The organism is Streptomyces sp. NPDC088400 (assembly GCF_044753355.1).
GTDB lineage: Bacteria > Actinomycetota > Actinomycetes > Streptomycetales > Streptomycetaceae > Streptomyces.
Genome location: NZ_JBIVMZ010000010.1, coordinates 223803 through 247398 on the forward strand (window position 1 = coordinate 223803; position 23596 = coordinate 247398).

19 protein-coding genes, 1 pseudogene and 1 riboswitch are annotated in these 23596 nt (G+C 71.3%); of the genes and pseudogenes, 6 read left to right on the plus strand and 14 right to left on the minus strand.

Annotated features, from left to right (window positions below):
* Positions 1–56: 56 nt before the first annotated feature.
* The 3 genes from ACIQD6_RS25125 to ACIQD6_RS25135 all read left to right on the plus strand — a co-directional run bounded on the left by ACIQD6_RS25125 (position 57) and on the right by ACIQD6_RS25135 (position 3624).
* On the plus strand, positions 57–296 hold the full coding sequence (locus ACIQD6_RS25125) for a hypothetical protein (RefSeq protein WP_401885990.1): 240 nt from the start codon (positions 57–59) through the stop codon (positions 294–296).
* 140 nt (positions 297–436) lie between these two features.
* Positions 437–1492, plus strand: a complete 1056-nt coding sequence (locus ACIQD6_RS25130) for an aminotransferase class V-fold PLP-dependent enzyme (protein WP_401885992.1) — start codon at positions 437–439, stop codon at positions 1490–1492.
* Between the two features lie 137 nt (positions 1493–1629).
* Entirely contained in the window at positions 1630–3624 is a 1995-nt protein-coding gene (locus ACIQD6_RS25135; protein WP_401885994.1) for a sulfatase, read from the plus strand.
* A 148-nt stretch (positions 3625–3772) separates the two neighbouring features.
* On the opposite strand, the gene thpD is transcribed toward ACIQD6_RS25135, so the two are convergent.
* The 5 genes from thpD to ACIQD6_RS25160 all read right to left on the minus strand — a co-directional run bounded on the left by thpD (position 3773) and on the right by ACIQD6_RS25160 (position 8935).
* Entirely contained in the window at positions 3773–4669 is an 897-nt protein-coding gene (gene thpD / locus ACIQD6_RS25140) for an ectoine hydroxylase (protein ID WP_401885997.1), read from the minus strand.
* Between the two features lie 3 nt (positions 4670–4672).
* Positions 4673–5071 carry an ectoine synthase gene (locus ACIQD6_RS25145; protein ID WP_401885999.1) on the minus strand — a complete coding sequence of 133 codons (399 nt, stop codon included), beginning with the start codon at positions 5069–5071 and terminating at the stop codon, positions 4673–4675.
* 264 nt (positions 5072–5335) lie between these two features.
* The gene (gene ectB / locus ACIQD6_RS25150) at positions 5336–6604 is read right to left on the minus strand and encodes a diaminobutyrate--2-oxoglutarate transaminase (protein WP_401886000.1); all 1269 of its coding nucleotides are present in this window, start codon (positions 6602–6604) and stop codon (positions 5336–5338) included.
* A 202-nt stretch (positions 6605–6806) separates the two neighbouring features.
* The gene (gene ectA / locus ACIQD6_RS25155) at positions 6807–7346 is read right to left on the minus strand and encodes a diaminobutyrate acetyltransferase (RefSeq protein WP_401886002.1); all 540 of its coding nucleotides are present in this window, start codon (positions 7344–7346) and stop codon (positions 6807–6809) included.
* 476 nt (positions 7347–7822) lie between these two features.
* A complete protein-coding gene (locus ACIQD6_RS25160) occupies positions 7823–8935 on the minus strand; it encodes a pyridoxal-phosphate-dependent aminotransferase family protein (protein WP_401886004.1) in 1113 nt (370 codons plus the stop codon).
* A 225-nt stretch (positions 8936–9160) separates the two neighbouring features.
* Between ACIQD6_RS25160 and ACIQD6_RS25165 the strand changes: the two genes are divergently transcribed.
* On the plus strand, positions 9161–10252 hold the full coding sequence (locus ACIQD6_RS25165; RefSeq protein ID WP_401886006.1) for an amidohydrolase family protein: 1092 nt from the start codon (positions 9161–9163) through the stop codon (positions 10250–10252).
* A 421-nt stretch (positions 10253–10673) separates the two neighbouring features.
* The gene (locus ACIQD6_RS25170) at positions 10674–11612 is read left to right on the plus strand and encodes an SCO1860 family LAETG-anchored protein (protein WP_401886008.1); all 939 of its coding nucleotides are present in this window, start codon (positions 10674–10676) and stop codon (positions 11610–11612) included.
* A gap of 102 nt (positions 11613–11714) precedes the next feature.
* On the opposite strand, the gene cobC is transcribed toward ACIQD6_RS25170, so the two are convergent.
* Positions 11715–12818 carry an Rv2231c family pyridoxal phosphate-dependent protein CobC gene (gene cobC, locus ACIQD6_RS25175; protein ID WP_401886010.1) on the minus strand — a complete coding sequence of 368 codons (1104 nt, stop codon included), beginning with the start codon at positions 12816–12818 and terminating at the stop codon, positions 11715–11717.
* A gap of 293 nt (positions 12819–13111) precedes the next feature.
* Positions 13112–13591, minus strand: a pseudogene (locus tag ACIQD6_RS25180) (cobalamin biosynthesis protein); the annotation flags it as partial.
* Positions 13592–13663: 72 nt separating this feature from the next.
* Between ACIQD6_RS25180 and ACIQD6_RS25185 the strand changes: the two are divergent.
* Positions 13664–14518: a ZIP family metal transporter gene (locus ACIQD6_RS25185; RefSeq protein ID WP_401886012.1), complete on the plus strand. Its 855-nt coding sequence runs from the start codon at positions 13664–13666 to the stop codon at positions 14516–14518.
* 83 nt (positions 14519–14601) lie between these two features.
* Here ACIQD6_RS25185 and ACIQD6_RS25190 read toward each other — a convergent pair whose 3' ends face one another.
* The 7 genes from ACIQD6_RS25190 to ACIQD6_RS25220 all read right to left on the minus strand — a co-directional run bounded on the left by ACIQD6_RS25190 (position 14602) and on the right by ACIQD6_RS25220 (position 23420).
* Complete coding sequence (locus tag ACIQD6_RS25190; protein WP_401886014.1) at positions 14602–16005, minus strand: cobyrinate a,c-diamide synthase; 1404 nt, start codon at positions 16003–16005, stop codon at positions 14602–14604.
* Complete coding sequence (gene cobO, locus ACIQD6_RS25195; protein WP_401886016.1) at positions 15999–16598, minus strand: cob(I)yrinic acid a,c-diamide adenosyltransferase; 600 nt, start codon at positions 16596–16598, stop codon at positions 15999–16001. The genes ACIQD6_RS25190 and cobO overlap by 7 nt, the downstream gene beginning before the upstream one ends.
* Positions 16598–18706: a putative cobaltochelatase gene (locus ACIQD6_RS25200; protein WP_401886018.1), complete on the minus strand. Its 2109-nt coding sequence runs from the start codon at positions 18704–18706 to the stop codon at positions 16598–16600. The genes cobO and ACIQD6_RS25200 overlap by 1 nt, the downstream gene beginning before the upstream one ends.
* 175 nt (positions 18707–18881) lie before the next feature.
* On the minus strand, positions 18882–20426 hold the full coding sequence (locus ACIQD6_RS25205) for a cobyric acid synthase (protein WP_401886021.1): 1545 nt from the start codon (positions 20424–20426) through the stop codon (positions 18882–18884).
* The gene (locus tag ACIQD6_RS25210) at positions 20423–21505 is read right to left on the minus strand and encodes a cobalamin biosynthesis protein (RefSeq protein WP_401886023.1); all 1083 of its coding nucleotides are present in this window, start codon (positions 21503–21505) and stop codon (positions 20423–20425) included. The genes ACIQD6_RS25205 and ACIQD6_RS25210 overlap by 4 nt, the downstream gene beginning before the upstream one ends.
* Positions 21506–21539: 34 nt before the next feature.
* Positions 21540–21685: riboswitch (cobalamin riboswitch) on the minus strand.
* A gap of 187 nt (positions 21686–21872) precedes the next feature.
* The gene (locus tag ACIQD6_RS25215) at positions 21873–22124 is read right to left on the minus strand and encodes a hypothetical protein (RefSeq protein WP_401886025.1); all 252 of its coding nucleotides are present in this window, start codon (positions 22122–22124) and stop codon (positions 21873–21875) included.
* Positions 22125–22136: 12 nt separating this feature from the next.
* Positions 22137–23420 carry an anion permease gene (locus ACIQD6_RS25220; protein WP_401886027.1) on the minus strand — a complete coding sequence of 428 codons (1284 nt, stop codon included), beginning with the start codon at positions 23418–23420 and terminating at the stop codon, positions 22137–22139.
* Positions 23421–23596: the final 176 nt, after the last annotated feature.

The following is a 23596-nucleotide window of genomic DNA, read 5'->3' on the forward strand; positions in this document are numbered from 1 at the left end:
CCGTCCGGCTCACCGAGCCGGGCGGGGTTTTCTCCACACCGGTCAGGAGATACAGCATGGAATACGAAATGCGCGCGGAGTACGTGAACGGCGCCTCGCCCCGTGACCCGGATTCCCGCTTCGAGGTATGGCACATGACGCGACTGAACGAGTCGACCGCGCTGTGCGGACGCACCCTCGACCCGGCCGCCGCCACACAGTCGTCCGACGCGTGGGGTACGGCGGAAGGGCGGCCCCTCTGCCACGCGTGCGGCGCCTCCTACATTCACCAGGTCCCCCACCAGGACCCCTCCTGACGGGAAAGTACCCGCCCGGGCGCACTGTCCGTCCGTGAGCCGTGTCCGGGCAGGTCAAGGCCCATTCATAAGGATCGCTTGGCCGAGCCCTTCAACAATGCGTAATTGACTATGAGGTGTCCGCCTTCCAGGGTGGATTCATGGACACCCTGGGAGGCGCCGAATTCGCGCCGGATATGACGTACCTGAACACGTCCAGCTGCGGCCTGCTGCCCCGCAGGGCCGTCACCGCCGTGCAGGAGTTGGCCGAGGCGAACGCGACCGGGCGCCGTGGCGAAGGCGCGGGGAGTTTCGAGTCGGTGGACATGGCGCGCCGCACCTTCGCCCGGCTCGCCGGGGTCCCCGCCGAGCGGGTCGCCGCGGGTGGCTCGGTCTCCGTGCATGTCGGGCTGATCGCGGCATCGATTCCGACGGGCGCCGAAGTCCTCTTCGCCGAGGGCGATTTCAGCTCGGTGATCACCCCCTTCGTTGTACGGGGCGACCTCAAGCCGCGGTACGTACCGCTGGAGAAGCTGGCCGAGGAGGTACGGCCCGACACCGCGCTGGTGGCCTTCTCCGCGGTTCAGTCGGCGGACGGGAGGATCGCGGATCTGGACGCGGTACGGGCCGCTGCGGCCGCGCACGGCGCCCGTACGCTGCTGGACGCCAGTCAGTCGGCCGGATGGCTGCCGCTGGATGCCGGGGCGTACGACTACACCGTCACCGGTGGGTTCAAGTTCCTCCTCTGCCCGCGGGGTACGTCCTTCCTCACCGTGACCGAGGAGGCACAGGATTCACTGGTGCCGCTGCACGCGGGCTGGGTGTCCGGCGAGGACCTCTACGGCAACACGTACGGCCCCGTCGAGCGGTTGGCCTCCTCCGCGCGCCGTTTCGACGAGCCACCGGCCTTCCTCTCGTACCACGGCGCCGAACAGTCCCTCGCGCTGCTGGAGGAGATCGGCATCGAGACCATCCACGCCCATGACACGGCTCTCGCGGCCCGGTTCAGGGCGGGACTGGTCGCCCTCGGGCACGAACCGGTCCCGGTGGCCGGGGAGTCCGCGATCGTGTCCGTCCCGGGACTGGAACACCGGCATCCGGATCTTCGGCGGGCGCTGGTGGCGGTGTCGGTGCGCGCGGGCTATGTGCGGGCCGCGTTCCATCTCTACAACTCCACCGCCGATGTGGACCGGGCGCTGGATGTGCTCGCGGGCTGACCGGCCTGCGCGTGCGCGCGTACGACCCCGGTGATTGAACTGAAGCCGTCGGCAAACCGTACAGATAACGGCGGCCCCGACCTCCCGAGCCTGGTCCGCCGTGCCACCACCGGGCTTCGCACGGAAGGACCTTCGGGTTGTCGCGCTTCAAGGGCTCTCACGAGCTGCCGCATACGGAAGAAGAATCCACGGAGGAGGGCACTCCCGCCGGTGACGCCCTCGCCGGTGACACCGCCGGAGCCGGCCCGGACGGTGCCGTCATGGGCGGTACGGGCCCGGGCGAGGCCGACCTGGATGGTACGGATCCGGACGAGTCCGCCCCGGACGGTGCCGCCCCAGACGAAGTCGCCCCGGACGAAGCCGTCGCGGGTGGCGGTGGCCGGTGGTACAGGCGCCCGGCCGTCGCGCGGGTCGCGTCGCGGGTGACCACCGTCCTGGCCGCCCTGCTCGTACTCTTCGCCCTCCTCCTGCCGAACCAGCTCACCCGCCTCACACCCGGTGCCTTCGTCCGTATCCCGGTGGAGGGGATCTTCGTCGCCGCCGTGCTGCTCGTCCGGCAGCCGGTGGCGCGGCGGGTGACGGCGGTGCTCGCCGGGGTGGCCCTCGGCCTGGTGACCCTCCTGAACTTCCTCGACCTGGGCTTCTACTCGGTCCTCGACCGGCCGTTCGACCTGGTGCTCGACTGGATCCTGTTCGACGACGCCGAGTCGTTCCTCAGGGACCTGTTCGGTCCGGTCGGCGCGACCGCGGCCGTGATCGGGGTCGGGGTCCTTGTCCTCGCCCTGCTCGTCCTCATGGCGCTGGCGGTCGTCCGGCTGAGCCACCTCATGGTCCGGCACAGCGTCGCGACGACCCGTACCACCCTGGTACTCGGGACCGTCTGGGTCACCTGCATGGCGCTCGGCGTGCAGATCGCGGGCGTACCGGTCGCCTCCAGGAGCGCTGCCGAGCTCGTCAACAGCCATGTGAACCTGGTGAGCGAGGGCCTGAAGGACGAGCGGGTGTTCGCAAAGGAGGCATCCGTCGACGCCTTCCGGGACACCCCGCCCGACCAGTTGCTCACCGGGCTGCGCGGCAAGGACGTCATCTTCGCCTTCATCGAGAGCTACGGCCGCAGCGCGGTCGAGGACCCGGCGATGGCGTCTCAGGTCGGCACGGTGCTCGACGACGGGACCAGCCGGCTCAAGGCGGCCGGGTACTCCTCCCGGAGCGGTTTCCTCACCTCGCCGGTGGCGGGGGCCGGGAGCTGGCTGGCGCACTCCACCTTCCTGTCCGGCATGTGGATCAAGAACCAGCAGCGCTATCGCAGCGTCACGTCGAGCGACCGCATGACCCTCACCAGCGCTTTCCGGAGCACCGGTGACTGGCGGACGGTCGGCATCATGCCGGGCGTCACCCGGTCCTGGCCGGAGGGGAAGTTCTTCGGCCTCGACCACATCTACGACTCCCGGGACATCGGCTACCAGGGCCCGAAGTTCAGCTGGTCGCCCGTACCCGACCAGTACAGCCTCGCGGCCTTCGAGCGCCTGGAGCACGGCAAGCCCGGTCACGAGCCGCTGATGACGGAGATCGTCCTGGCCTCCAGCCACAACCCCTGGGCGCCCATCCCCAAGATGATCGGCTGGGACGAGGTCGGTGACGGCTCGGTCTACCACGCCATCAAAAAGGCGGGCAAGGACCCCCAAGAGGTGTGGAAGGACCCCGCGAAGGTGCGCACCGAGTACCGGCGTGCCATCGAGTACTCGCTGAACAGCCTCGTCTCCTACGTGGAGAACTACGGCGACGACAACACCGTGCTCGTCGTCCTCGGTGATCACCAGCCCAACGCGACCGTCACCGGCCCCGGCGCCGGCCGGGACGTACCGATCTCGATCGTCGCCCATGACCCGGCCGTGCTGGACCAGATCTCGGACTGGGGCTGGCAGGACGGTCTGAAGCCCGGCCCCCAGGCCCCGGTCTGGAAGATGGACAGCTTCCGCGACCGCTTCCTGACGGCGTACGGCCCGAAGTCCGGCCCGAAACCTGGCCCGAAGTCCGGCCCGAAGCCGGGCTCGGGGGCCGCACCGAAATCCGCTCCGAAGTCCGACTCCAAGTCCGGCCCCGCTCCGTCCCGTTCAGCTTCCACGCCGTAATCGCGAGGGTCGGCGCCGGACGAGCCGGACGTACGCGGAAGCGCGGGGCGGTCATGTCGACCGGCCCCGCGCTTCCGCTGTACCTCTACGTCTCTGCTACGTCTCTGCTTCTGCTCTGCCCGCGGTTGCGGAACCTGCCGTCGTACGGTCAGCGCACCGGCGTGAAGTCCCGGGCGCCGATGAAGCTCGGCCGGGGCGACGGTGCCGCGAACGGGTCGACCGCCGTGTTCTCCACGCTGTTGAACACGATGAAGACGTTGCTGCGCGGGTACGGGGTGATGTTGTCGCCCGAGCCGTGCATGCAGTTGCAGTCGAACCAGGTCGCCGAACCGGCCTTGCCCGTGAAGAGCTTGATGCCGGCCACGTCGGCCATGGACGTCAGCGCCTCGTTCGACGGGGTGCCGGCACCCTGCATCTTCAGCGACTGCTTGTAGTTGTCCGCGGGCGTCTCGCCCGCGCAGCCGAGGAACGTCTTGTGCGACCCGGGGATGATCATCAGACCACCGTTGGTGTCGAAGTTCTCGGTCAGCGCGATCGAGACCGACACGGTCCGCATGTTCGGCAGGCCGTCCTCGGCGTGCCAGGTCTCGAAGTCCGAGTGCCAGTAGAAGCCCGAGGCTCCGAAGCCCGGCTTGACGTTGATCCGTGACTGGTGGACGTATACGTCCGAGCCAAGGATCTGCCGGGCGCGGCCGACCACTCGCTCGTCCCGCACGAGTCCCGCGAAGATCTCACTGATGCGGTGGATCTCGAAGACCGACCGTACGTCCTGTGACTTGGGCTCTATGATCGAGCGCTCGTCGGCCCGGATCACCGGGTCGGTGATCAGCCGCTCCAGCTCGGCGCGGTAGAGCGCCACCTCGTCCGGGCTGATCAGCTGCTCGACGGAGAGGAAGCCGTCCCGCTCGAAGCCGCCGAGACCCACCGGGTCGATCGGTCCCGCCGCTTCGGGCTTGGACCAGACGACCGGGTCCTGACGGGGGGTGGTCACCTCGCCGACGCCACGGGTCGGGTACAGGTCGGTACGTGCAGGTGCGGTGGTCATGAGTCAGCCCTCCTCTGTCAGCAGCGGGTAGACGCCGTTCTCGTCATGGTCCTCCCGCCCTGTAACCGGCGGGTTAAAGACACAGACGCATCGGAAGTCGGTCTTCGGACGGAGCGTATGACGCTCGTGCTCGTTGAGCAGGTACATCGTGCCCGGGGCGATCCAGTGGGTCTCACCGGTCTCGTCGTTGGTGAGCTCGGCCTCGCCCTCCACACACAGCACGGCCTCGATGTGGTTGGCGTACCACATCGACGTCTCCGTACCGGCGTACAGCGTGGTCTCGTGGAGGGAGAAGCCGACCTTCTCCTTCGCGAGCACGATGCGCTTGCTCTCCCAGGTGCCCGAGGCCGACTTCACATGACGGTCGGTGTTCTCGATGTCCTTGAACGATCGGACGATCACGGTGGGTGGTGCCTTTCTCTTCTGCGGTCGCTATGTGTGCGCTTTCCTGTGGGTGGTCTTATGCCCCAAGACGTACGGGATACGAATGCACCGTATCCCGTACGTGTCGAAGGTGCCGTCCGGGCGGGGAAGTTTGCCCGTCGGGCTGTTGCGGCGGCGCCGGTCAGACGAGTTCGGCGCCGGTCGGGTGGTCTGAGGGTGGGTCGGGCCGTGGGCCCGGCCGGGGCGGGCGGTGGTGGGGCCGCCCGCCCCGGCCGGGACGGGTCAGGCGGTCTCTCGGACGGCGCGGGCCAGCGTGCGCAGGCCCTCGTCCAGTTCTTCGGGAGTGACGGTCAGCGGCGGCAGCAGCTTCACGACCTCGCTCTGCGGACCCGAGGTCTCCAGCAGCAGCCCCAGCTCGAAGGCGCGGGCGCAGACGGCGGACGCGCGGTTCTTGTCCGCGAACTCCACGCCCCAGACCAGGCCGCGGCCCCGGATGTCGGGGGGCGTGCCGGTGCTCTCGGACTGGATCGCCCGCAGGGCGCGCTCCACCTGCTCACCGCGGGCGAGGGTCTGCTTCTCCATCTGGCCGTCGGCCCAGTAGGTGTTGAGCGCGGCGGCGGCGGTGACGAAGGCCGGGTTGTTGCCGCGGAAGGTGCCGTTGTGCTCGCCCGGCTCCCAGACGTCCAGCTCCGGGTTGAACAGGCAGAGCGACATCGGCAGGCCGTAGCCGCTGATGGACTTCGACAGCGTGACGATGTCCGGCGTGATGCCCGCCTCCTCGAACGAGAAGAAGGCGCCGGTACGGCCGCAGCCCATCTGGATGTCGTCGACGATCAGCAGCATGTCCTGGCGGTGGCAGAGGTCGGCCAGCGCGCGCAGCCACTCGGGGTTGGCGACGTTGATGCCGCCCTCGCCCTGGATCGTCTCGACGATGACGGCGGCCGGCTTGTTCAGGCCGGAGCCCTGGTCCTCCAGCAGCCGCTCGAACCAGAGGAAGTCCGGCGTCTGGCCGTCGAGGTAGTTGTCGAACGGCATCGGGGTGCCGTGCACCAGCGGGATACCGGCCCCGGCGCGCTTGAACGCGTTGCCGGTGACGGCGAGCGAGCCCAGCGACATGCCGTGGAAGGCGTTGGTGAAGGAGACGATCGACTCGCGGCCCTTGACCTTACGGGCCAGCTTGAGGGCGGCCTCGACGGCGTTGGTGCCCGTCGGGCCGGGGAACATCACCTTGTACGGGAGGTCACGGGGCCGCAGCACCACGTTCTGGAAGGCTTCCAGGAAGGCGCGCTTCGCGGTCGTCGCCATGTCCAGGCCGTGGGTGATGCCGTCACGCTCGATGTAGTCGATCAGCGCGCGTTTCAGTACCGGGTTGTTGTGGCCGTAGTTGAGTGATCCGGCACCGGCGAAGAAGTCGAGGTACGTATGGCCGTCCTCGTCGGTGAGGCGGGCGCCCTGCGCGCGGTCGAACACGGCGGGCCAGCTGCGGCAGTAGCTGCGTACCTCGGACTCGAGGGTCTCGAAAACACTCAGGGCGGGCGGGGTGATGGTCACGGGAGTCTCCTGCCGATGGGGGTGTGAGATGAATGCGGGAGTGTGCTCGGGGCTCGGATGCTCGCGCCCCTGGGCCTGACGGCTCAGAGCCCTGGGCGGTGCGGCTCGGATCCTGGGTGGGTGCTCGGGTCCCGCGCGTGGCGCCTCGGGGGAGCGGTACGGTCCCAGGTGGGCCGCTGTTGCTCAGGGTGAGCGGTTGCGCTCAGGGCGAGAGCGGTCCGATGCGGTACAGCACCTCCGGCTGGTGCACCCCGTCGGGGAACAGCGCGCCGTCGAAGAGGACCTCGCGCTCCAGACCGGCGTCGTGGCGCGCGGCATACGCGGTGAACAGGCGGTCCGAGGCGGTGTTGTCGGGTGTGATGGTCGTCTCGATCGCCGTGACGCCCAACTCCTTGACCACCCGGGCGGTCAGCTCGTCGAGCAACGTGCCCGCGAGCCCCTTGCCCCGCTGGCTCGCGTCGACGGCTACTTGCCAGACGACCAGTGCTTCGGGGCGCTCCGGCCGTATGTATCCCGTGACGAACGCGACTGGTGCGCCTCCGTCGTCGCGGGCGACGACAGAGGTGGCGGCGAAGTCACGACACCAGAGCAAGTAGCTGTACGAGGAGTTGAGGTCCAGGACCTCGGAGTCGCGGGCGATGCGCCAGATCGCGGCTCCGTCCTCCACTCGTGGGGCGTCGATCGTGAAGGATCGGGTGAATTCGCTTCGGGCGCCTGCAAGGTCTGCTTGTGCGGCGGTCATAGGGATTGAATTTACCCAGCAATTTCAAAAGATGCATCTCGGCCTGGGGTTGGTGGATTGGCCGAGATGTGTTATCGCGCGGGCACGAGCGTGCAGGCGCGCCCCCGGGGAGTGGGGTGTTATGTGTGGAAAATTTGGGGCAAAACGGTCAGATTTGTGGACCCGGTCACATGTCCGTAACGCTCGGGGGGCTCCCTGAAATCAGGCGGATGGTCCTGACGAAACCTTGGCGTTTAGGGTAATCGAAAGCGGGCAGAAGAATACGGGAAGCTGCTCGAAATAAAGCACCTTCCCGTATTCGCGAATTAATGTCGCCTTCAATTTCTGGATGCTACGGCCATAACTGCGGTGCTATCTACGGCTCTTGCGGCGCCACGGCTTCCGTGACTCGCTCCGTGACTCGCACGGTCCGCGAACCCGCCCGGCGACTCCCACGGGTCCGCGAACCCACCCGGCCGGTTACCGTCAGGCGCCGGTTACCGCCAGGCTTCGTCTGCCGCCCGCGCGGCCGCGTTCAGGTCCGGCGCCGTACCGGATCCGCCGGGCATCCCGTCGAGAGCGGCGCCGAGCGCCAGGAGCGAGGAGCGCACCACGTCACGGGTGGCGTCGGCGCCGTAGTGGTTGACCCGGATCATCTCCGTGGCCAGGGTCCCGCCGCCCGCGATCAACGGCAGCGACGGGCCGGCGGCCAGCGCCTTCGCCACCAGCTCGGCGGCGTCGACGCCCGCCGGGGTGCGGAGCGTCGTGGCGACCGGAGCGGCCTCGGCGGCCTCGTGGACGAACGGTTCCAGGCCGCCGCCCAGCGCCAGGGCGCCCGCGCGCGTGGCCGCGGCGGCCGAGGCGTGCCGGGCCGTCACGGAGTCCAGCCCCGCCGCCTCGATGCGCTGCACGCAGGCCTCCAGCGCCAGCATCTCCAGCTGCGCGGGGGCGTGCGGCAGCGCACGGCGGCCACCGTCGATCCAGCGCTCCTTCCAGTCGAGCAGGGAGAGGTACGAGCGACGGGGCGCGCGCGGATTGGCGGCGAACCGCTCCCAGGCGCGCTCGCTCACCGACACCGCCGAGACCCCGGCGGGACCGCCCATGGCCTTCTGCGCGCCGATCACGCACAGGTCCACACCCCAGGCGTCGGTCAGCAGCGGCTCCGCGGCCACCGAGGCGACGGCGTCCACCATGAAGAGCGCGCCATGGGCCCGTACCACCTCACCGATCGCCGCGACCGGGTTGGTGTTGCCGGTGGCCGCCTCGGCGTGCACCAGTGAGACGAAGTCGATCTCGGGGTGCGCGGCCAGGGCGTGCTCGACCTGGGCGGCCGTCACGGCGGTGTGGAACGGCACCTCCAGGTCGACCACCGTCGCGCCGCAGTCGCGCAGCCAGTTCCCGAAAGTCTGCCCGTACGGTCCCGTGACGACGTTCAGCGCGGTCGAGCCGGGCCGGGCACCACCGCGGATACAGCCCTCCAGAGGCAGCAGGGCCTCGCCCTGCATGATCACGACATCGTTCTCGGTGGCGAGGAGCGAGGCGACGCGGCGCTCGATCGCGGCGAAGCGCTCGGCGGTCAGCGGGGGCAGGTCCAGCAGCGGATGTGTCACAGGGGAGCTCTCTTCGAGGTCTTCGGGGTCTTCGGGGGTCTTCGGGGTCTTCGGGGGTCTTCGAGGGTCTTCGAGGGGGAAACCGGTTCGGGGCCGGAGGCGGGGTGTGTGTCGGGGTCGGCGGTGGTCGTATCGGGTCCGGGCCGGGCGGTGGGACCGGGCGTTCGGACCGGTGTTCGGGATCTTCCCGATCGAGGGTACTCATGGCCTCGTACAGTGCTGTTCATGAGCGATCACACGGTGCTGCGGGTGAAGGGGCGGGTGCTGGTAGGCCCCGAGGACGCCAGGGACGAGCTGTGGGTGGTGGGGGGCCGGGTCACCTACAAACGGCCCGCCGGAGCCCGTGACGTCCGTATGGTCGAGGGCTGGGCCCTGCCCGGCCTGGTCGACGCGCACTGCCATGTCGGCCTCGACCGCCATGGCGCCGTCGACGCCGGGACCAGCGAGAAGCAGGCGATCGGTGACCGCGAGGCGGGCGCCCTGCTGCTCCGGGACGCCGGATCGCCCGCCGACACCCGCTGGATCGACGACCGTGCGGACCTGCCGAAGATCATCAGAGCGGGCCGGCACATCGCCCGTACCCGCCGGTACATCCGGAACTACGCCCATGAGATCGAGCCGGACGACCTCGTCGCCTATGTCGCCCAGGAGGCCAGGCGCGGCGACGGCTGGGTCAAACTCGTCGGTGACTGGATCGACCGCGACGCGGGCGATCTGGCCTCCTGCTGGCCGCGCGGCGAGGTCGAGGCGGCCATCGCGGAGGCGCACCGGCTCGGCGCCCGGGTCACCGCGCACTGCTTCGCCGAGGTCGCGCTGCGTGATCTCGTGGAGGCGGGGATCGACTGTGTCGAGCACGCGACCGGGCTCACCGAGGACACCATTCCGCTCTTCGCCGAGCGCGGCGTCGCGATCGTCCCGACCCTGGTCAACATCGCGACCTTCCCGAAGCTGGCGGCGGGCGGCGCGGAGAAGTTCCCGCGCTGGTCGTCCCATATGAACCGGCTGTACGAGCGCCGCTACGACACCGTGCGCGCGGCGTACGACGCGGGCATCCCGGTCTTCGTCGGCACGGACGCGGGCGGCGTCCTGGCCCACGGCCTGGTGGGGGCGGAGGTCGCGGAACTGGTGAAGGCCGGAATCCCGCCGGTGGAGGCCCTCTCGGCGACGACGTGGGGAGCGCGGAGCTGGCTGGGGCGCCCGGCGCTGGAGGAGGGCGCCCCGGCGGATCTCGTGGTGTACGAGGAGGACCCGCGGGCGGATGTACGAGTGCTGACGGCACCGCGGCGGATCGTGCTCAACGGGCGGATCGTCGGCTGAGGCGGCCCAGCGGGCGCGGAGGTGGATGGGGAGGTGGGTGGGGGATTCCGCGGGCGGGTGGTGCGCGGGACGGGGTGGTGCGCGGGACAAGGCGCTGTGTTGACAGAGCGTGACGCGGGGGTGTGTGGCGTCGTTGAAGGTTCTTATGCGCTCGTGATGTGCCGGTGATGCGCTCCTGATGTTCCACGGTCGGGATCGCCCGGCGCACGCCCCCGACACCGGTGATTCGTCGTCCTCGGAAGAACGCACGCACGAGAAGAATCGAATCTGTCCCCGAAAACCCCACTTTGGAGTGAACTCACTCCAGGTGTCCGTCAGTTCACTCTTGGTGCGTAAAGATTCCGGTGTCTCGGTCGCCGCCGCCACGTGTCCCCGTATCGGCGGGTCGGCGACGCCATTTCTCTGTGGGGGTTCCACCATCTTGAACAGCAACACCTTCCGCATGCCCGCACGCCGCTGCGCCGGCGTCGTGGCCGCCGCCGCGCTGACGGCGGTGCCGGTGCTCCTCGCCGCTCCGGCGCGGGCCACCGAGGGCGCGGGCGAAGGACGGGCGAGCGCGGTCGTGCTCCGGACCGGCCTCGACGTCTCCCTGCTCGGCAAGACCGTCAACGTGCCGCTCAGGGCCGCGCTCAACGAGGTCACAGCGCCTGCGAGCGCGGAGAAGACGACGCTGAGCGTCCAGCTGGACGGAGTCGACCAGGGCAGGCCGTTCAGCGTGCTGCGTGCCGACGTGGCCACCGCGAAGGCCACGGCGAACCGGCACAAGGCCGAGGGAAACACCCACCTCACCCACGCGAAGGTGCATGTGCCCGGACTGCCCCTGCTCTCGCTCGTCGAGGTCCAGGAGGTCACCTCCAAGGCGGTCTGCGAGGCCGGGAAGCGACCCGTCGCCGAATCGAATCTGCTCGGCCAGGTCACCGTGCTCGGCAAGAAGGTCACGCTCTCGGCGGGCGGCCCGACCCGGGTCGAGGTGCCCGGCGTGGGCGGGGTGACGCTCGACCTGTCGACGACACGCACCACGTCCCGTACGGCCGCGTCCACCGCCCTCGAACTGAAGGTGGCGGTGAATCCCCTCAAGCTGAACGTCGCCGAGGTCGAGGGCTCCGTCACGCTCGCCGGGGCCACCTGCGAGTCACCGAAGGCACCGAGGGCGCCGGAGGCCCCGGAGGCGGTGGTGGAGAAGCCGGAGGAACCGGTGAAGGCGGACCTGAAGCCCCAGAGCGCCGCCGAACCTGCCAAGCCGAACCTCGCGGAGACCGGCGGCAGCTCGACGACCCCGTACCTGGCGGGCGGCGCGGCGGCCCTGCTCGCGGCGGGCGGTGGCGCCTACGCCCTGGCGAGGGCCCGGTCCCGGCGCTGACGGGTTGACCGGCCGGGCTTCCCGGCCTCCCCGGGCCGCGTCCCACGGCCCGGGGAGGCCGACGGCAGGGGGCGGGACGCCTCCAGCGACGCGGCCCGGTGGTCACCTTTCCCAGCCGGTGCCCCCAGGTTGCTGTGAGGTTCTGTAGCCGCCGACCGAGGTCAGTGCCTGGTCAAGGGCCTGGAGGAAGCGGTTCGTCGTGGACCGGTCGCGGACCGCGAGGCGCAGCCACTCCCGGCCCAGGCCCGGGAAGGTGTCGCCACGGCGGGCGGCGAAGCCGAGGGTGCGGAGGCGGGCCCGTACCGCGTCCGCCCGTTCCATGCGGACGAGGACGAAGGGACCCTCCGCCGCCTCCACCGTCCGTACCTCCTCGAACTCCGCCAGTCCCGCCACCAGATGGGCCCGCTCCACCGCCGTCCGTCGCGCGGCCTGCTCCGCCTCCGCGAGCGCGGCGGTCGATACGCACGCCTCGGCGGCGGCCAGCGCGGGCGTCGAGACCGGCCAGAGCGGCTGTGCGCGCTCCAGCGCCGTCACCGGTTCCGGCTCGGCCAGTACGTAGCCGATCCGCAGGCCGGCGAGGCCCCACGTCTTGGTGAGGCTGCGGAGCACCACGAGCCCCGGCACATCCGTACGTCCGGCCAGTGCCTCGGGCTCGCCCGGCACCGCGTCCATGAAGGCCTCGTCCACCACCAGGGTCCGCCCCGGACGGGCGAGCTTCGTGATCATCTCGGCCGGATGCAGGACGGACGTCGGATTGGTCGGATTCCCGAGCACGACCAGATCCGCGTCGTCGGGCACCGCGTCCGGATCCAGCCGGAAGCCGTCCTCGGCGCGCAGCAGCACCCGCCGCACCTCGTGACCCGCGTCCCGCAGCGCCGCCTCCGGCTCGGTGAACTGTGGATGCACGACGACGGGCCGCCGGGCCGGCAGCGCGCGGGCGACCAGGACGAACGCCTCCGCCGCTCCAGCCGTCAGCAGCACCCGTTCCACCGGCAGCCCGTGCCGCTCCGCGACCGCCGCGCGCGCCGCCCGGCCGTCGGGGTAGGCGGCGAGCCCGGCCAGCGAATCGGCGATACGGGCGCGCAGCCAGGCCGGGGGAGTGCCCGTACGGACATTGACCGCGAGGTCGACGAGTCCCGTCGCGCCGTCCCGCATCTCGGCGTCGCCGTGATGGCGAAGATCGTGGATGTCAGCGCGCGTAGACATGGCAGTCACCGGATCGGTCGCCGACTATGCCGACCACGGCGGACGGTGCGTACGGCGAGGCGGGCGGAGCCGACAGCGGCCGGCGGCACGATGCCCGTTCTTGGCGCGTCATTCTCTCTCCGCTCTCGATGGGCACGGTCTGGACGACGAGGGTCACCGGGCTCCTTTCTTGTGCCGCCGGTAGCCCCGGGGCCTCACCATGCGGCCCGCGATGCCTCGCGTGGCCGTTGTTGTCTCTGTCAGTACCGACATCATGTCCGTCCGCGTCGGTTCCACTCCGCGTGGCCTCTGTACGCCACGACACGGGGCGCCACGACACGGGGCGCCGCAACGCCGGGCGCCGCAACGCGGGGCGGCCGGGGGAAGGACGCCACGGCGCAGGTGACCGCCGCCGGCCGCCCCTCGGGATTCGATTTCCTCTTCGGTACGAGGAGCTCGCCCCCGGCCGCCAGCGCGGCGGCCTCGGCGACGGACGGAGTCCCCACGGCCGCCAGCGGCGCGCCCGACGGATTCGGTACGGCGATCCCGGCCAGCAGGCCGGCCGCGTACCCCCGTACCGGAACCCCGAGCCGCGCCGCCGCCCCCGCGATCCCCGGCTCGTCGGCCTTGGTGCCGACGGTCGCCAGACCGGCGACGGAGAGCGGCGAGAGCCCGGCGTCCCGCAGGGTGTCCTCGATCAGCCCGAGCACTTCCCCGACGGAAGCGCCGCTGCTCGCGCCGATTCCGACGATCAGTGCCGGTTCGCGTTCCGGCTCCGGTCCGCGTTCCGGCTCCGGCTCCGGCCCTGGCCCTCGCTCCCGTCCCGGATGTGCGAAGTACCGGCCCGATCGGCTATGCAGGGGCGCATGGCGGTCTTCGTCGCGCTCGGCGCGTTCCTCATGACGCTGTTCGGCGGCTGGACGGCGCAACGCGTCACCGACCGCCGCCATCTCGTACTGGGCCTGGCCGGTGGGCTGATGCTCGGCGTGGTCGGCCTGGACCTGCTGCCGGAAGCGATGCACGCGGCGGGCGAGGAGATCTTCGGTGTGCCGCAGGCGCTGCTGCTGTTCGTCGGCGGGTTCCTCGTCGCCCATCTGGTGGAACGGCTGCTGGCCGTCCGCCAGGCGTCCCACGGAGCCGACCCGAAGGAGAGCGTCCCGCACGGCAAGGACACCGCCGCCACGACGGAAGCCCGCACGGCAGACGCCCGCGCAGGAGACGCCACCGGTACCGGTATGGCGAACCGGGCGGACACCGTGCCCGCCATGGCGAACGGCGGCCGGGTGCCCCAGGTCGGGCTGACCGCCGCGGCCGCCATGGTGGGCCACAGCGTGATGGACGGCATCGCGCTCGGCGCGGCCTTCCAGATCGGCGGCGGCATGGGGGCCGCCGTCGCCCTCGCCGTCATCGCCCACGACTTCGCGGACGGCTTCAACACGTACACGATCACCAGTCTGTACGGGAACGACCGCCGCAAGGCGCTCACCATGCTGTTCGCGGACGCCGTCGCGCCGGTCGTCGGCGCCGCGTCCACCCTGCTGTTCACGCTGCCGGAGGAAGTGCTCGGCAGCTACCTCGGGTTCTTCGGCGGCGCCCTGCTCTATCTCGCCGCCGCCGAGATCCTGCCCGAGGCGCATCACGAGCATCCGGCGCGCTCCACGGTGCTGTGCACGTTCCTGGGGGTGTGCTTCATCTGGCTGGTGGTCGGTGCCGCCGGCTGAGGCACCACAGGATGCCGCCCCGGCTGAGCCGCCGGCTGAACAGTCAACTGTGCCGTCGGCCGGGCGGAGAGGCGTCCTGCGCCTCACGTCACACATCTCCCGACGAACCGCCGCGCCAGGTCCGGCGTCGCCGCCCAGTGCGTATGCAGATAGCTCGCGTGCACGCCGCCCTGTACGAAGCCCTCCACCCGGCGCTCCGGGTGTACGACGCCCCACGCCGGATCCGCCCCGGCCCCCGGCTCCAGTACCGTCCGGTGGAACTCGTGTCCCCGTACCCGCGTCCCCGCCGGCGCCAGCGCGTTGTCGCCGATCGCCACCGCCTCCCGGTAGCCCAGCGTCAGCCGCCCCGACATCCGGGCGTCGGCGGCCAGCACCCCGCACATCGGCTTCCCGTCCAGGGAGCGCGCGAGATACAGCAGCCCGGCGCATTCGGCGGCCACTGGAGCGCCGGAGTGCGCCAGCTCGGCCACGGCCTTGCGCAGCGGCTCGTTGGCCGACAGCTCCGGCGCGTACACCTCGGGGAATCCGCCGCCGATCACCAAGCCCCGTGTTCCGTCCGGGAGTTGCTCGTCGCGCAGGGGATCGAACGGGACGACGTCCGCGCCGGCGGCCGTCAGCAGCTCGGTGTGTTCCGCGTACGAGAAGGTGAACGCGGACCCGCCGGCGACGGCCACCACCGGCCGCTCACCACCGTTCGGTACGACGGGTACGGGTTCGATCTCCGGCTCCCAGGCCGTCGCGTCCAGTCCGGGCGCACTGCGCGCCAGCGCCAGCAGCGCCTCCAGATCGCAGCCCGCCCGTACCCGTTCCGCCAGCTCGCGCATCGCTTCGAGGGCGGCCGTGTGCCGCTCGGCGACCGGCACCAGCCCCAGGTGGCGCGAAGGGGCGCTGACCTGATCCGTACGCCGAAGCACCCCCAGCACCGGCACACCCGACCCGTCCAGCGCGTCCCGAAGCAACCGCTCGTGCCGGTCGGTGGCGACCTTGTTGAGGATCACCCCGCCGATCCGTACCTCCGGATCCCAGGACGCGAAGCCGTGCACCAGCGCCGCCACCGAACGGGACTGCGACGAGGCGTCCACCACCAGCACCACCGGTGCCCGCAGCAGCTTCGACACCTGTGCGGTGGAGGCCAGTTCACCCTGGTCCGAGGCACCGTCGTACAGGCCCATCACGCCCTCGACGATCGCCAGGTCGCAGCCCGCCGCGCCATGCGCGAACAGAGGCCCGACCAGACCGGGACCGCACATGTACGCGTCGAGATTCCGGCCGGGGCGCACCCATGTGCCCCGGCCGCTCCCGGCGGCGGCTGCCCCGGACGAAACCGCCAGCGCGTGATACCCCGGGTCGATGTAGTCGGGCCCCACCTTGTGCGGAGACACGGCCAGACCGCGCTCCGAGAAGGCCGCCATCAGACCCGTCGCGACGGTGGTCTTGCCGCTGCCCGACGAGGGCGCGGCGATGACCAGGCGCGGGACGTTCACCACTCGATGCCCCTCTGGCCCTTCTGGCCCGCGTCCATCGGGTGCTTGACCTTCGTCATCTCCGTGACGAGATCCGCGAAGTCCGTCAGCTTCTCGGGTGCGTTGCGCCCGGTGATCACCACATGCTGGCTGCCGGGGCGCGTCCGCAGCACCTCGATCACCTCGTCGGTGTCCACCCAGCCCCAGTGCAGCGGGTAGGCGAACTCGTCCAGGACGTACAGCCGGTGCGTCTCGGCCGCCAGGTCCCGCTTGACCTGCTCCCAGCCCTCACGCGCCGCCTCCTCGTTGGACAGCTGGCTGTCGCGCTGCACCCACGACCAGCCCTCGCCCATCTTGTGCCAGGCGACGGAACCGCCCTCGCCGCTCGCCCCCAGCACCTTCAGCGCCCGCTCCTCGCCGACCTTCCACTTCGCCGACTTCACGAACTGGAACACGCCGACCGGCCACCCCTGCGTCCACGCGCGCAGCGCGAGCCCGAACGCCGCCGTCGACTTGCCCTTGCCCGTACCCGTATGGACGAGAACGAGCGGACGGTTACGGCGCTGGCGGGTGGTGAGACCGTCGTCCGGTACGGATTCCGGCTGTCCCTGTGGCATTAAGCGGCCCTCCTGGGGTGCGAGTTGCTGACCTGCTGTACGTCCCTGACCAGACCGGCGATGCTGTCGGCGCGCAGTTCGTCGAGCGTGATCGCGGTGCCTTCCAGATCGGTGGCGAGGGAACCGGCCAGGCCGAGCCGTACCGGCCCCGACTCGCAGTCCACGACCACCGAGGCCGTCCCGTCCGCCGCGTGCAGCCGCGCCGCCCGTGAGGCGAGCGCCACCGGATCGGGGCCGCCCGTCGCCCGCCCGTCCGTCACCACGACCAGCAGAGGCCGGCGCGCGGGATCGCGCATCCGCTCCACCCGCAGGACGTCATGGGCCTTGAGCAGCCCGGCGGCGAGCGGGGTGCGTCCGCCCGTCGGCAACGATTCGAGCCGGGTCGCCGCCGCGTCCACCGACGAGGTCGGCGGCAGTGCGACCTCCGCCTCCTGCCGCCGGAAGGTGACCAGGCCGACCTTGTCGCGCCGCTGGTACGCGTCCAGCAGCAGCGAGAGCACCGCGCCCTTCACGGCGCTCATCCGCCGCCGGGCCGCCATCGACCCGGACGCGTCGACCACGAACAGCACGAGGTTCCCCTCGCGCCCCTCCCGGGTCGCCTGCCGCAGATCGTCCTTACGGATCATGAGCCCCGGGCCGCTGCGCCCACGTGCCCGCTGGTGGGGAGCCGCCGCTTGCACCGTCGCCGCGAGATGCAGCTTGGTGAGGGAGCCTCTGGGCTGCCGGGATCCCGTCGTCCTGCCGTGGTCGGTACGGGCCCGGGAGCGGCGCCCGGCCGCGCCCTCGCCCAGCCCCGGCACGCTCAGCGTCTTCGTACGGAACGGCTCGGAGGCCCGTACGGCGGACTGCTCACCGGCGCCGGGGCGCTGAGGCTGCTCGCCCTCGGGCCGCGGTTCCGGCTCCGCTTCCGAGGGCGCGTCGTCCCGCCCGGACGAGGGCTCCTGCGGTGTGTCGGAGTCGTTGGAGCTGTCGGATCCGTCGGAGGCGCTGGAGTCGTCGGGCCCGTTCCGCGGCGGCTGACCGCCACCGCCCCCGCCTCCGTCGGGGCCGTCGGGATCGGTGTCGTCGTCCCCGTCGCCCCCGCCGTTCTCGTCCTCGCCGCCGAACTCCTCCAGCGTGTCGTCCAGCTTGTCCTCGTCCAGCCCCGGCGCGTCGAACGGATTACGGCGCCGCCGGTGCGGCAGCGCGAGCAGCGCGGCCTGCCGCACATCCTCGGCGAGCACGTCCGTACGTCCCGCCCACGCGGCCAACGCCGTGGCCGTCCTCGCCATCACGATGTCCGCGCGCATCCCGTCCACCTCGAACGCGGCACAGGTCGCGGCGATCTGCCGCAGCGCGGCGTCCCCGAGCCGCACCTGGGGCAGCAACGCCCGTGCGGCGACGATCCGTTCGCGCAGCGAGGTCTCCTCGTCGGCCCACCGCGCGGCGAAACCCGCCGGATCGTCGTCGTACGCGAGCCGCCGCCGTACGACCTCCACCCGCTGATCGGGCTCCCGGGAGGCCGCGACCTCCACTGTGAGCCCGAAGCGGTCCAGCAACTGCGGCCGCAGCTCGCCCTCTTCGGGGTTCATCGTCCCGACGAGCAGGAAGCGCGCGGCATGCCGTACGGAGACGCCCTCGCGCTCGACGTACGAGGCGCCCATGGCGGCCGCGTCCAGCAGCAGGTCGATCAAGTGGTCGTGCAGCAGGTTGACTTCGTCGACGTACAGCACGCCCCGGTGCGCGCCGGCGAGCAGACCCGGCTCGAAGGCCTTCACGCCCTCCGAGAGCGCACGCTCGATGTCCAACGCCCCGACGAGCCGGTCCTCGGACGCGCCGACGGGCAGTTCGACCATCCGGGCGGGCCGGGATATGCCGGGCGCGGTCTCGTGCGGTCCGTCCGGGCACTGCGGATCGGGCGCGACGGGATCACAGCTGAACCGGCAGCCCGCGACGACCGCCAGCTCGGGCAGCAGCGCCGAGAGAGCCCGTACGGCCGTGGACTTCGCCGTGCCCTTCTCGCCCCGCACAAGGACGCCGCCGACCGCCGGACTGACCGCGTTGAGCAGCAGACCGAGGCGCAGATCGTCCATCCCCACCACGGCGGTGAACGGATAAGGGGTGCTCATATGCTGATCGCTCCTTCGAGTGGCTCTCGTACGGCGGCACGTGGCTCTCGTACGGCGGCACGTGGCTCTCGTACGGCGGCGCGGGTACAGAAGCCGGTGGTTGTGCGAGTGAGGCTGGTGGGGCGGCCGGTGTTCGTGCGTGCGCTGCGACCGGTGGTCCTGGCACTCCCTCTGGTCATGGCGCTCCCGGCGGAATGAAGGGCATCCCGGCCGGCGCCCCCTCCTCGATCAGCCGCAACAGCGCGTCCGTGTCCGCGTGCTCCTCGACGAGGTCGCCGAGGAGGTCGAGCTGTTCCTCCCGCAGAGCGCCGAAGCTGGTGTCGGGCGCCGGTACGAAACGCCGGCCGCCCGCCCGCGCCACCTCCGTCAGGAACCGCCGCCGGAACGCGTCGCTCTCCAGCGCCCCGTGCCAGTGCGTGCCCTGGACGGCTCCGACCCGGCAGCCGTCCAGCGCCCGACCGCGCCCGTCGGAGACGAACGCCTCGCCGCCCCGCACATCCGCGACGCCATGATGGATCTCGTACCCCTCGACGGGTGCCCCGAGCGCCACGCCGACCGGCCTGGCCAGGGTCTTCTCCCGTTCGAACCGGATCCGTACGGGCAGCAGCCCGAGCCCGGACACGGCCCCCGCGCGGGACTCCACCTCGTCGTCGATGTGCTCGCCGAGGATCTGGTAGCCGCCGCAGATCCCCAGGACGGGACGCCCCTCGGCGGCCCGCCGGGCGATCGCGTCGGCGAGCCCGCGCTCCCGCAGCCACGCCAGCGCCTTCACCGTGCCGCGCGTGCCCGGCACGATCACCAGATCCGCGTCGGCCAGCTCCTCGGCCCGGTCCACGAACCGCACCACGACCCCGGGCTCCGCCGCCAGCGCGTCCACATCGGTGAAGTTCGACATCAGCGGTACGGCGCAGACCGCGATCCGCAGCACGTCCTCGCCGTACGGGGGAGCCACCAGGGACTCGCGTACGGCGCCGCGCATCGAGACCCGCAGCCCGTCCTCCTCGTCGATGCCCAGCCCGTGCCGCCACGGCAGCACGCCCAGCGTGGACCGGCCCGTCAGCCCGCGGAGCATCTCCAGGCCCGGCTCCAGCAGCGACACATCGCCCCGGAACTTGTTGACGAGATAGCCCGCGATCAGATCCTGGTCCTCGGGGCTCAGCAGCGCGGTCGTCCCGAAGAACGAGGCGAAGACCCCGCCGCGGTCGATGTCCCCGACCACGACCACCGGCAGCCGCGCGGCCCGCGCGATGCCCATGTTCACGATGTCGGTACGGCGCAGATTGATCTCGGCCGGACTGCCCGCCCCCTCACAGATCACCGCGTCATACGTGCCCCGTAGCTCCTCCAGGCATTCCAGGACAGGCCCGAGCAGGGCTTCCTGCCGGCCGCCGTGGTAGCCCTTGGCACTCAACTCGCCCACCGGCCGCCCCATCAGCACCACTTGGCTGCTGCGGTCGCTGCCCGGCTTGAGCAGAACGGGATTCATCAGCGCGGTCGGCTCCACCCGGCACGCCTGGGCCTGCATCGCCTGCGCCCGCCCGATCTCCGCGCCTTCGCGTGTCACGAACGAGTTCAGGGACATGTTCTGCCCCTTGAAGGGCGCCACCTTCACGCCCCGGCGCACGAGCCAGCGGCAGATCCCCGCCGTGACCACGCTCTTGCCCGCGTCGGAGGTGGTCCCGGCTATCAGCAGCCCGCCGCCGCGCCTGCCCCGGCTCATCCCCGCACCTTTCCGGCCGATGTTCCGGCCGATGTCCTGGCTGAAGTCCTGTGCCGCAGAGCGCCGTACGCGAACCGCCCCGCGAAACGTCCCACGACGCACACCGCGAGCGCGAGGGCGTTCACCCGGCCCGACAGGCGCACGGCCCGCTCGATGTCCGCGACCTCGACGGGCCGCCCCGCCTCGTTCAGTACGGGCCGGTGCTCCACCCGCCCGCCGTACGCGAGCGTCCCCCCGAGCCGTACGCCCAGCGCCCCGGCGAACGACGCTTCCACCGGGCCCGCGTTGGGGCTCGGATGCGTACGGGCGTCCTGCCGCAGCGCACGCAGCGCGCCGCGAGGATCGCCGCCCGCCACGACGGCCAGCGCCGCGGTCAGCCGGGCCCCGGGCCAGCCGGCGACATCGTCCAGCCGGGCCGAGGCCCAGCCGAACCGGAGGTACGTGGGCGACCGGTGCCCCACCATCGCGTCCAGGGTGTTCACCGCGCGGAACCCCACCAGACCCGGTACTCCCGCGACCGCTCCCCACACCAGCGCGCCCACGACCGCGTCGGAGGTGTTCTCGGCGACGGACTCCACGACGGCCCGCGCGATCTGGGGTCCGTCGAGTGCCTGCGGGTCGCGCCCGCACAGATGAGGCAGTCGTTCCCTGGCCGCGTCGATGTCCCCGGCGGCGAGTGCCCCGCCGATGGCGCGGGCCTCCCGGCCCAGCGTGGTGCCGCCGACGACGGCCCAGGTGGCGGCGGCGGTCAGTGCCATGGATGTGACGGAAGAGGCCGACGTGAAGGAAGGGACAGAGCCGATGGAGCCGGTACGACGGCTCCGTACCCCCTGTATCCCCCGTACTCCTCGGGCCGCGAGCGCCGCGATTCCGGCGGCGCCACCGGCGCACACGGCGGTGTGCAGCGCGCCCCACCCGCGGTGGTCGCGCCACAGTGTCCGCTCAACAGCCCCCGCGGCCCTGCCGAACGCGGCGACCGGATGCCCCCGGCGCGGATCGCCGAACAGCCGGTCGCCCAGGAGGCCGAGGGTGGCGCCGTAAGCGAAGACCCGATCGGCGGCCGAACCGCAGCCAGGCATGGCGAATGGTGTCCTCACTCAGGGTCCGCGCCCTGGCTCGACGTGACGCGGCGGCAAGAGTTCCTGGCTCCTGGAGACGTGGCTCGCAGTGACAGTGGCGGGACCGCGCCGGATTCGCACCGGCTTCCTCTTTCATGCCGCCGTGTATGGCCTCGGCAGTCCACCACGGTGCGCGAACACCCGTCAACTCCTCCCTGACCTGCGACGGGACAGTGTGCCGAGCCCCACATGACGCGCGACACCACCCGTTCTCCGCGCTCCGGCGAGGGCTCTTCGAAAAAGCCGGTCCCGGCGCACCCGAAGTGCGCCGGGACCGGCTGGTGTTGTCTCAGGGGACTGGTGTTGTCTCAGGGGGAGGTGGCGGAGGTCAGGCCACGATCATGTAGATGCCGTACGCCACGGCCGCCGCGCACAGCGCGAAGCAGGCGTACGCGCCCGCGCGCGCCAGAGCCACGGAGCCGCCCGCGCGTACGGAGTCGCCCGCGCCCTGCGCAGCCGTTCCCACGGTCTCCTGCTTGGCGAGGCCCACGATGCCCAGGGTGAACAGGCCCACGAGGCCGACCGTGGCCAGCAGGCTGACGCCGAAGACGGAACCGAGGGCCGCCCAGTCGATGTTCATGCGGTTCTTCCCTTACACCGAGGCGGTTCGCGCCGGCTCGCCGGCGGGGCCCGCGGGGGCCTGGATGGTGGTGGAGAGGTCCTGGGCGGCTGTGCCGGCCGTGACGGGCGGCGGGGAGACGGCCGCGACAGCGGTGGTCACGACATCGGCCGGCTCGGGGATCCCGGAGTCCGGTCCCGTTCCGTCCGTCCCGGTCTCGCCCGGCGTGACGTTCGTGTGGTCGACCGGACGGCGGCGCGACGCGAGCCAGATGGCGGCGGAGAACGCGACGAGCAGTACGGCGACGACCGCGATGCCCCAGGTGCCCTGGCCGGTCAGGAACTCCGCGCCGGCGGCGACCAGGCCGGCGGCGGGCAGCGTCAGGCACCAGGCGACGAACATCCGGGTGGCGGTGGACCACCGGACCACCCCGCCCTTGCGCCCCAGGCCCGCGCCCATCACGGCGCCGGAGCAGGACTGGGTCGTGGAGAGCGAGAAGCCCAGGTGGGAGGAGGCCAGGATGACCGTCGCGGCGCTGGTCTGGGCGGCGAAGCCCTGCTGCGGCCGGAGGTCGGTGAGCCCGCTGCCCATGGTGCGGATGATGCGCCAGCCGCCCAGGTACGTACCGAGCGCGATCGCCATGCCGGCGGAGACGATGACCCACAGCGGCGGGTTGGAGCCGGGGGACAGCACGCCGCCGGTGACCAGCGCGAGGGTGATGACGCCCATGGTCTTCTGCGCGTCGTTGGTGCCGTGGGCGAGCGAGACGAGACCGGCGGAGGCGATCTGTCCGGCGCGGTAGCCCTTGGCGGTCGCCTTGTCGTCCGTACGGCGGCCGATCCGGTAGGTCAGCCGGGTGGCGAGGAGCGCGGCGAGACCGGCGACGACCGGCGCGGCGAGCGCGGGGATCAGAACCTTGGTGATGACGACTCCGCCGTTGACCCCGGAGGTGCCGACGGACATCAGAGTGGCGCCGATGAGTCCGCCGAAGAGTGCGTGGGAGGAGCTCGACGGCAGGCCGAGCAGCCAGGTGAAGAGGTTCCAGAGGATGGCGCCGACGAGCGCCGCGAAGATCACTTCTGTCTGGATGCCCTGTTCGTTGATGAGTCCGCCGGAGATCGTCTTGGCGACCTCCACGGACAGGAACGCGCCGACGAGATTCAGGACGGCCGACATGGCCACCGCTGTCTTGGGCTTCAGGGCGCCGGTCGAGATGGTCGTCGCCATCGCGTTGGCGGTGTCGTGGAAACCGTTCGTGAAATCGAACACGAGAGCTGTCACGATCACAATCGCGAGCAGCAGGGTGATGTGTTCCATTTACCCAGGCAATCGTTGGACGTCAGTGGCCTTGGTGAACGTAAGGAGTCAGGGTGAACGGAAGGTGAACTCAGCAGGACTTCGGGGTGACCCTAATGGAGTGTCCTCGGCGGGCCCGTGACCACCGCCGGATCGAGGCCGACTGGCGCCGGGGGAGCGCTCGTTCGGCGCAGCCT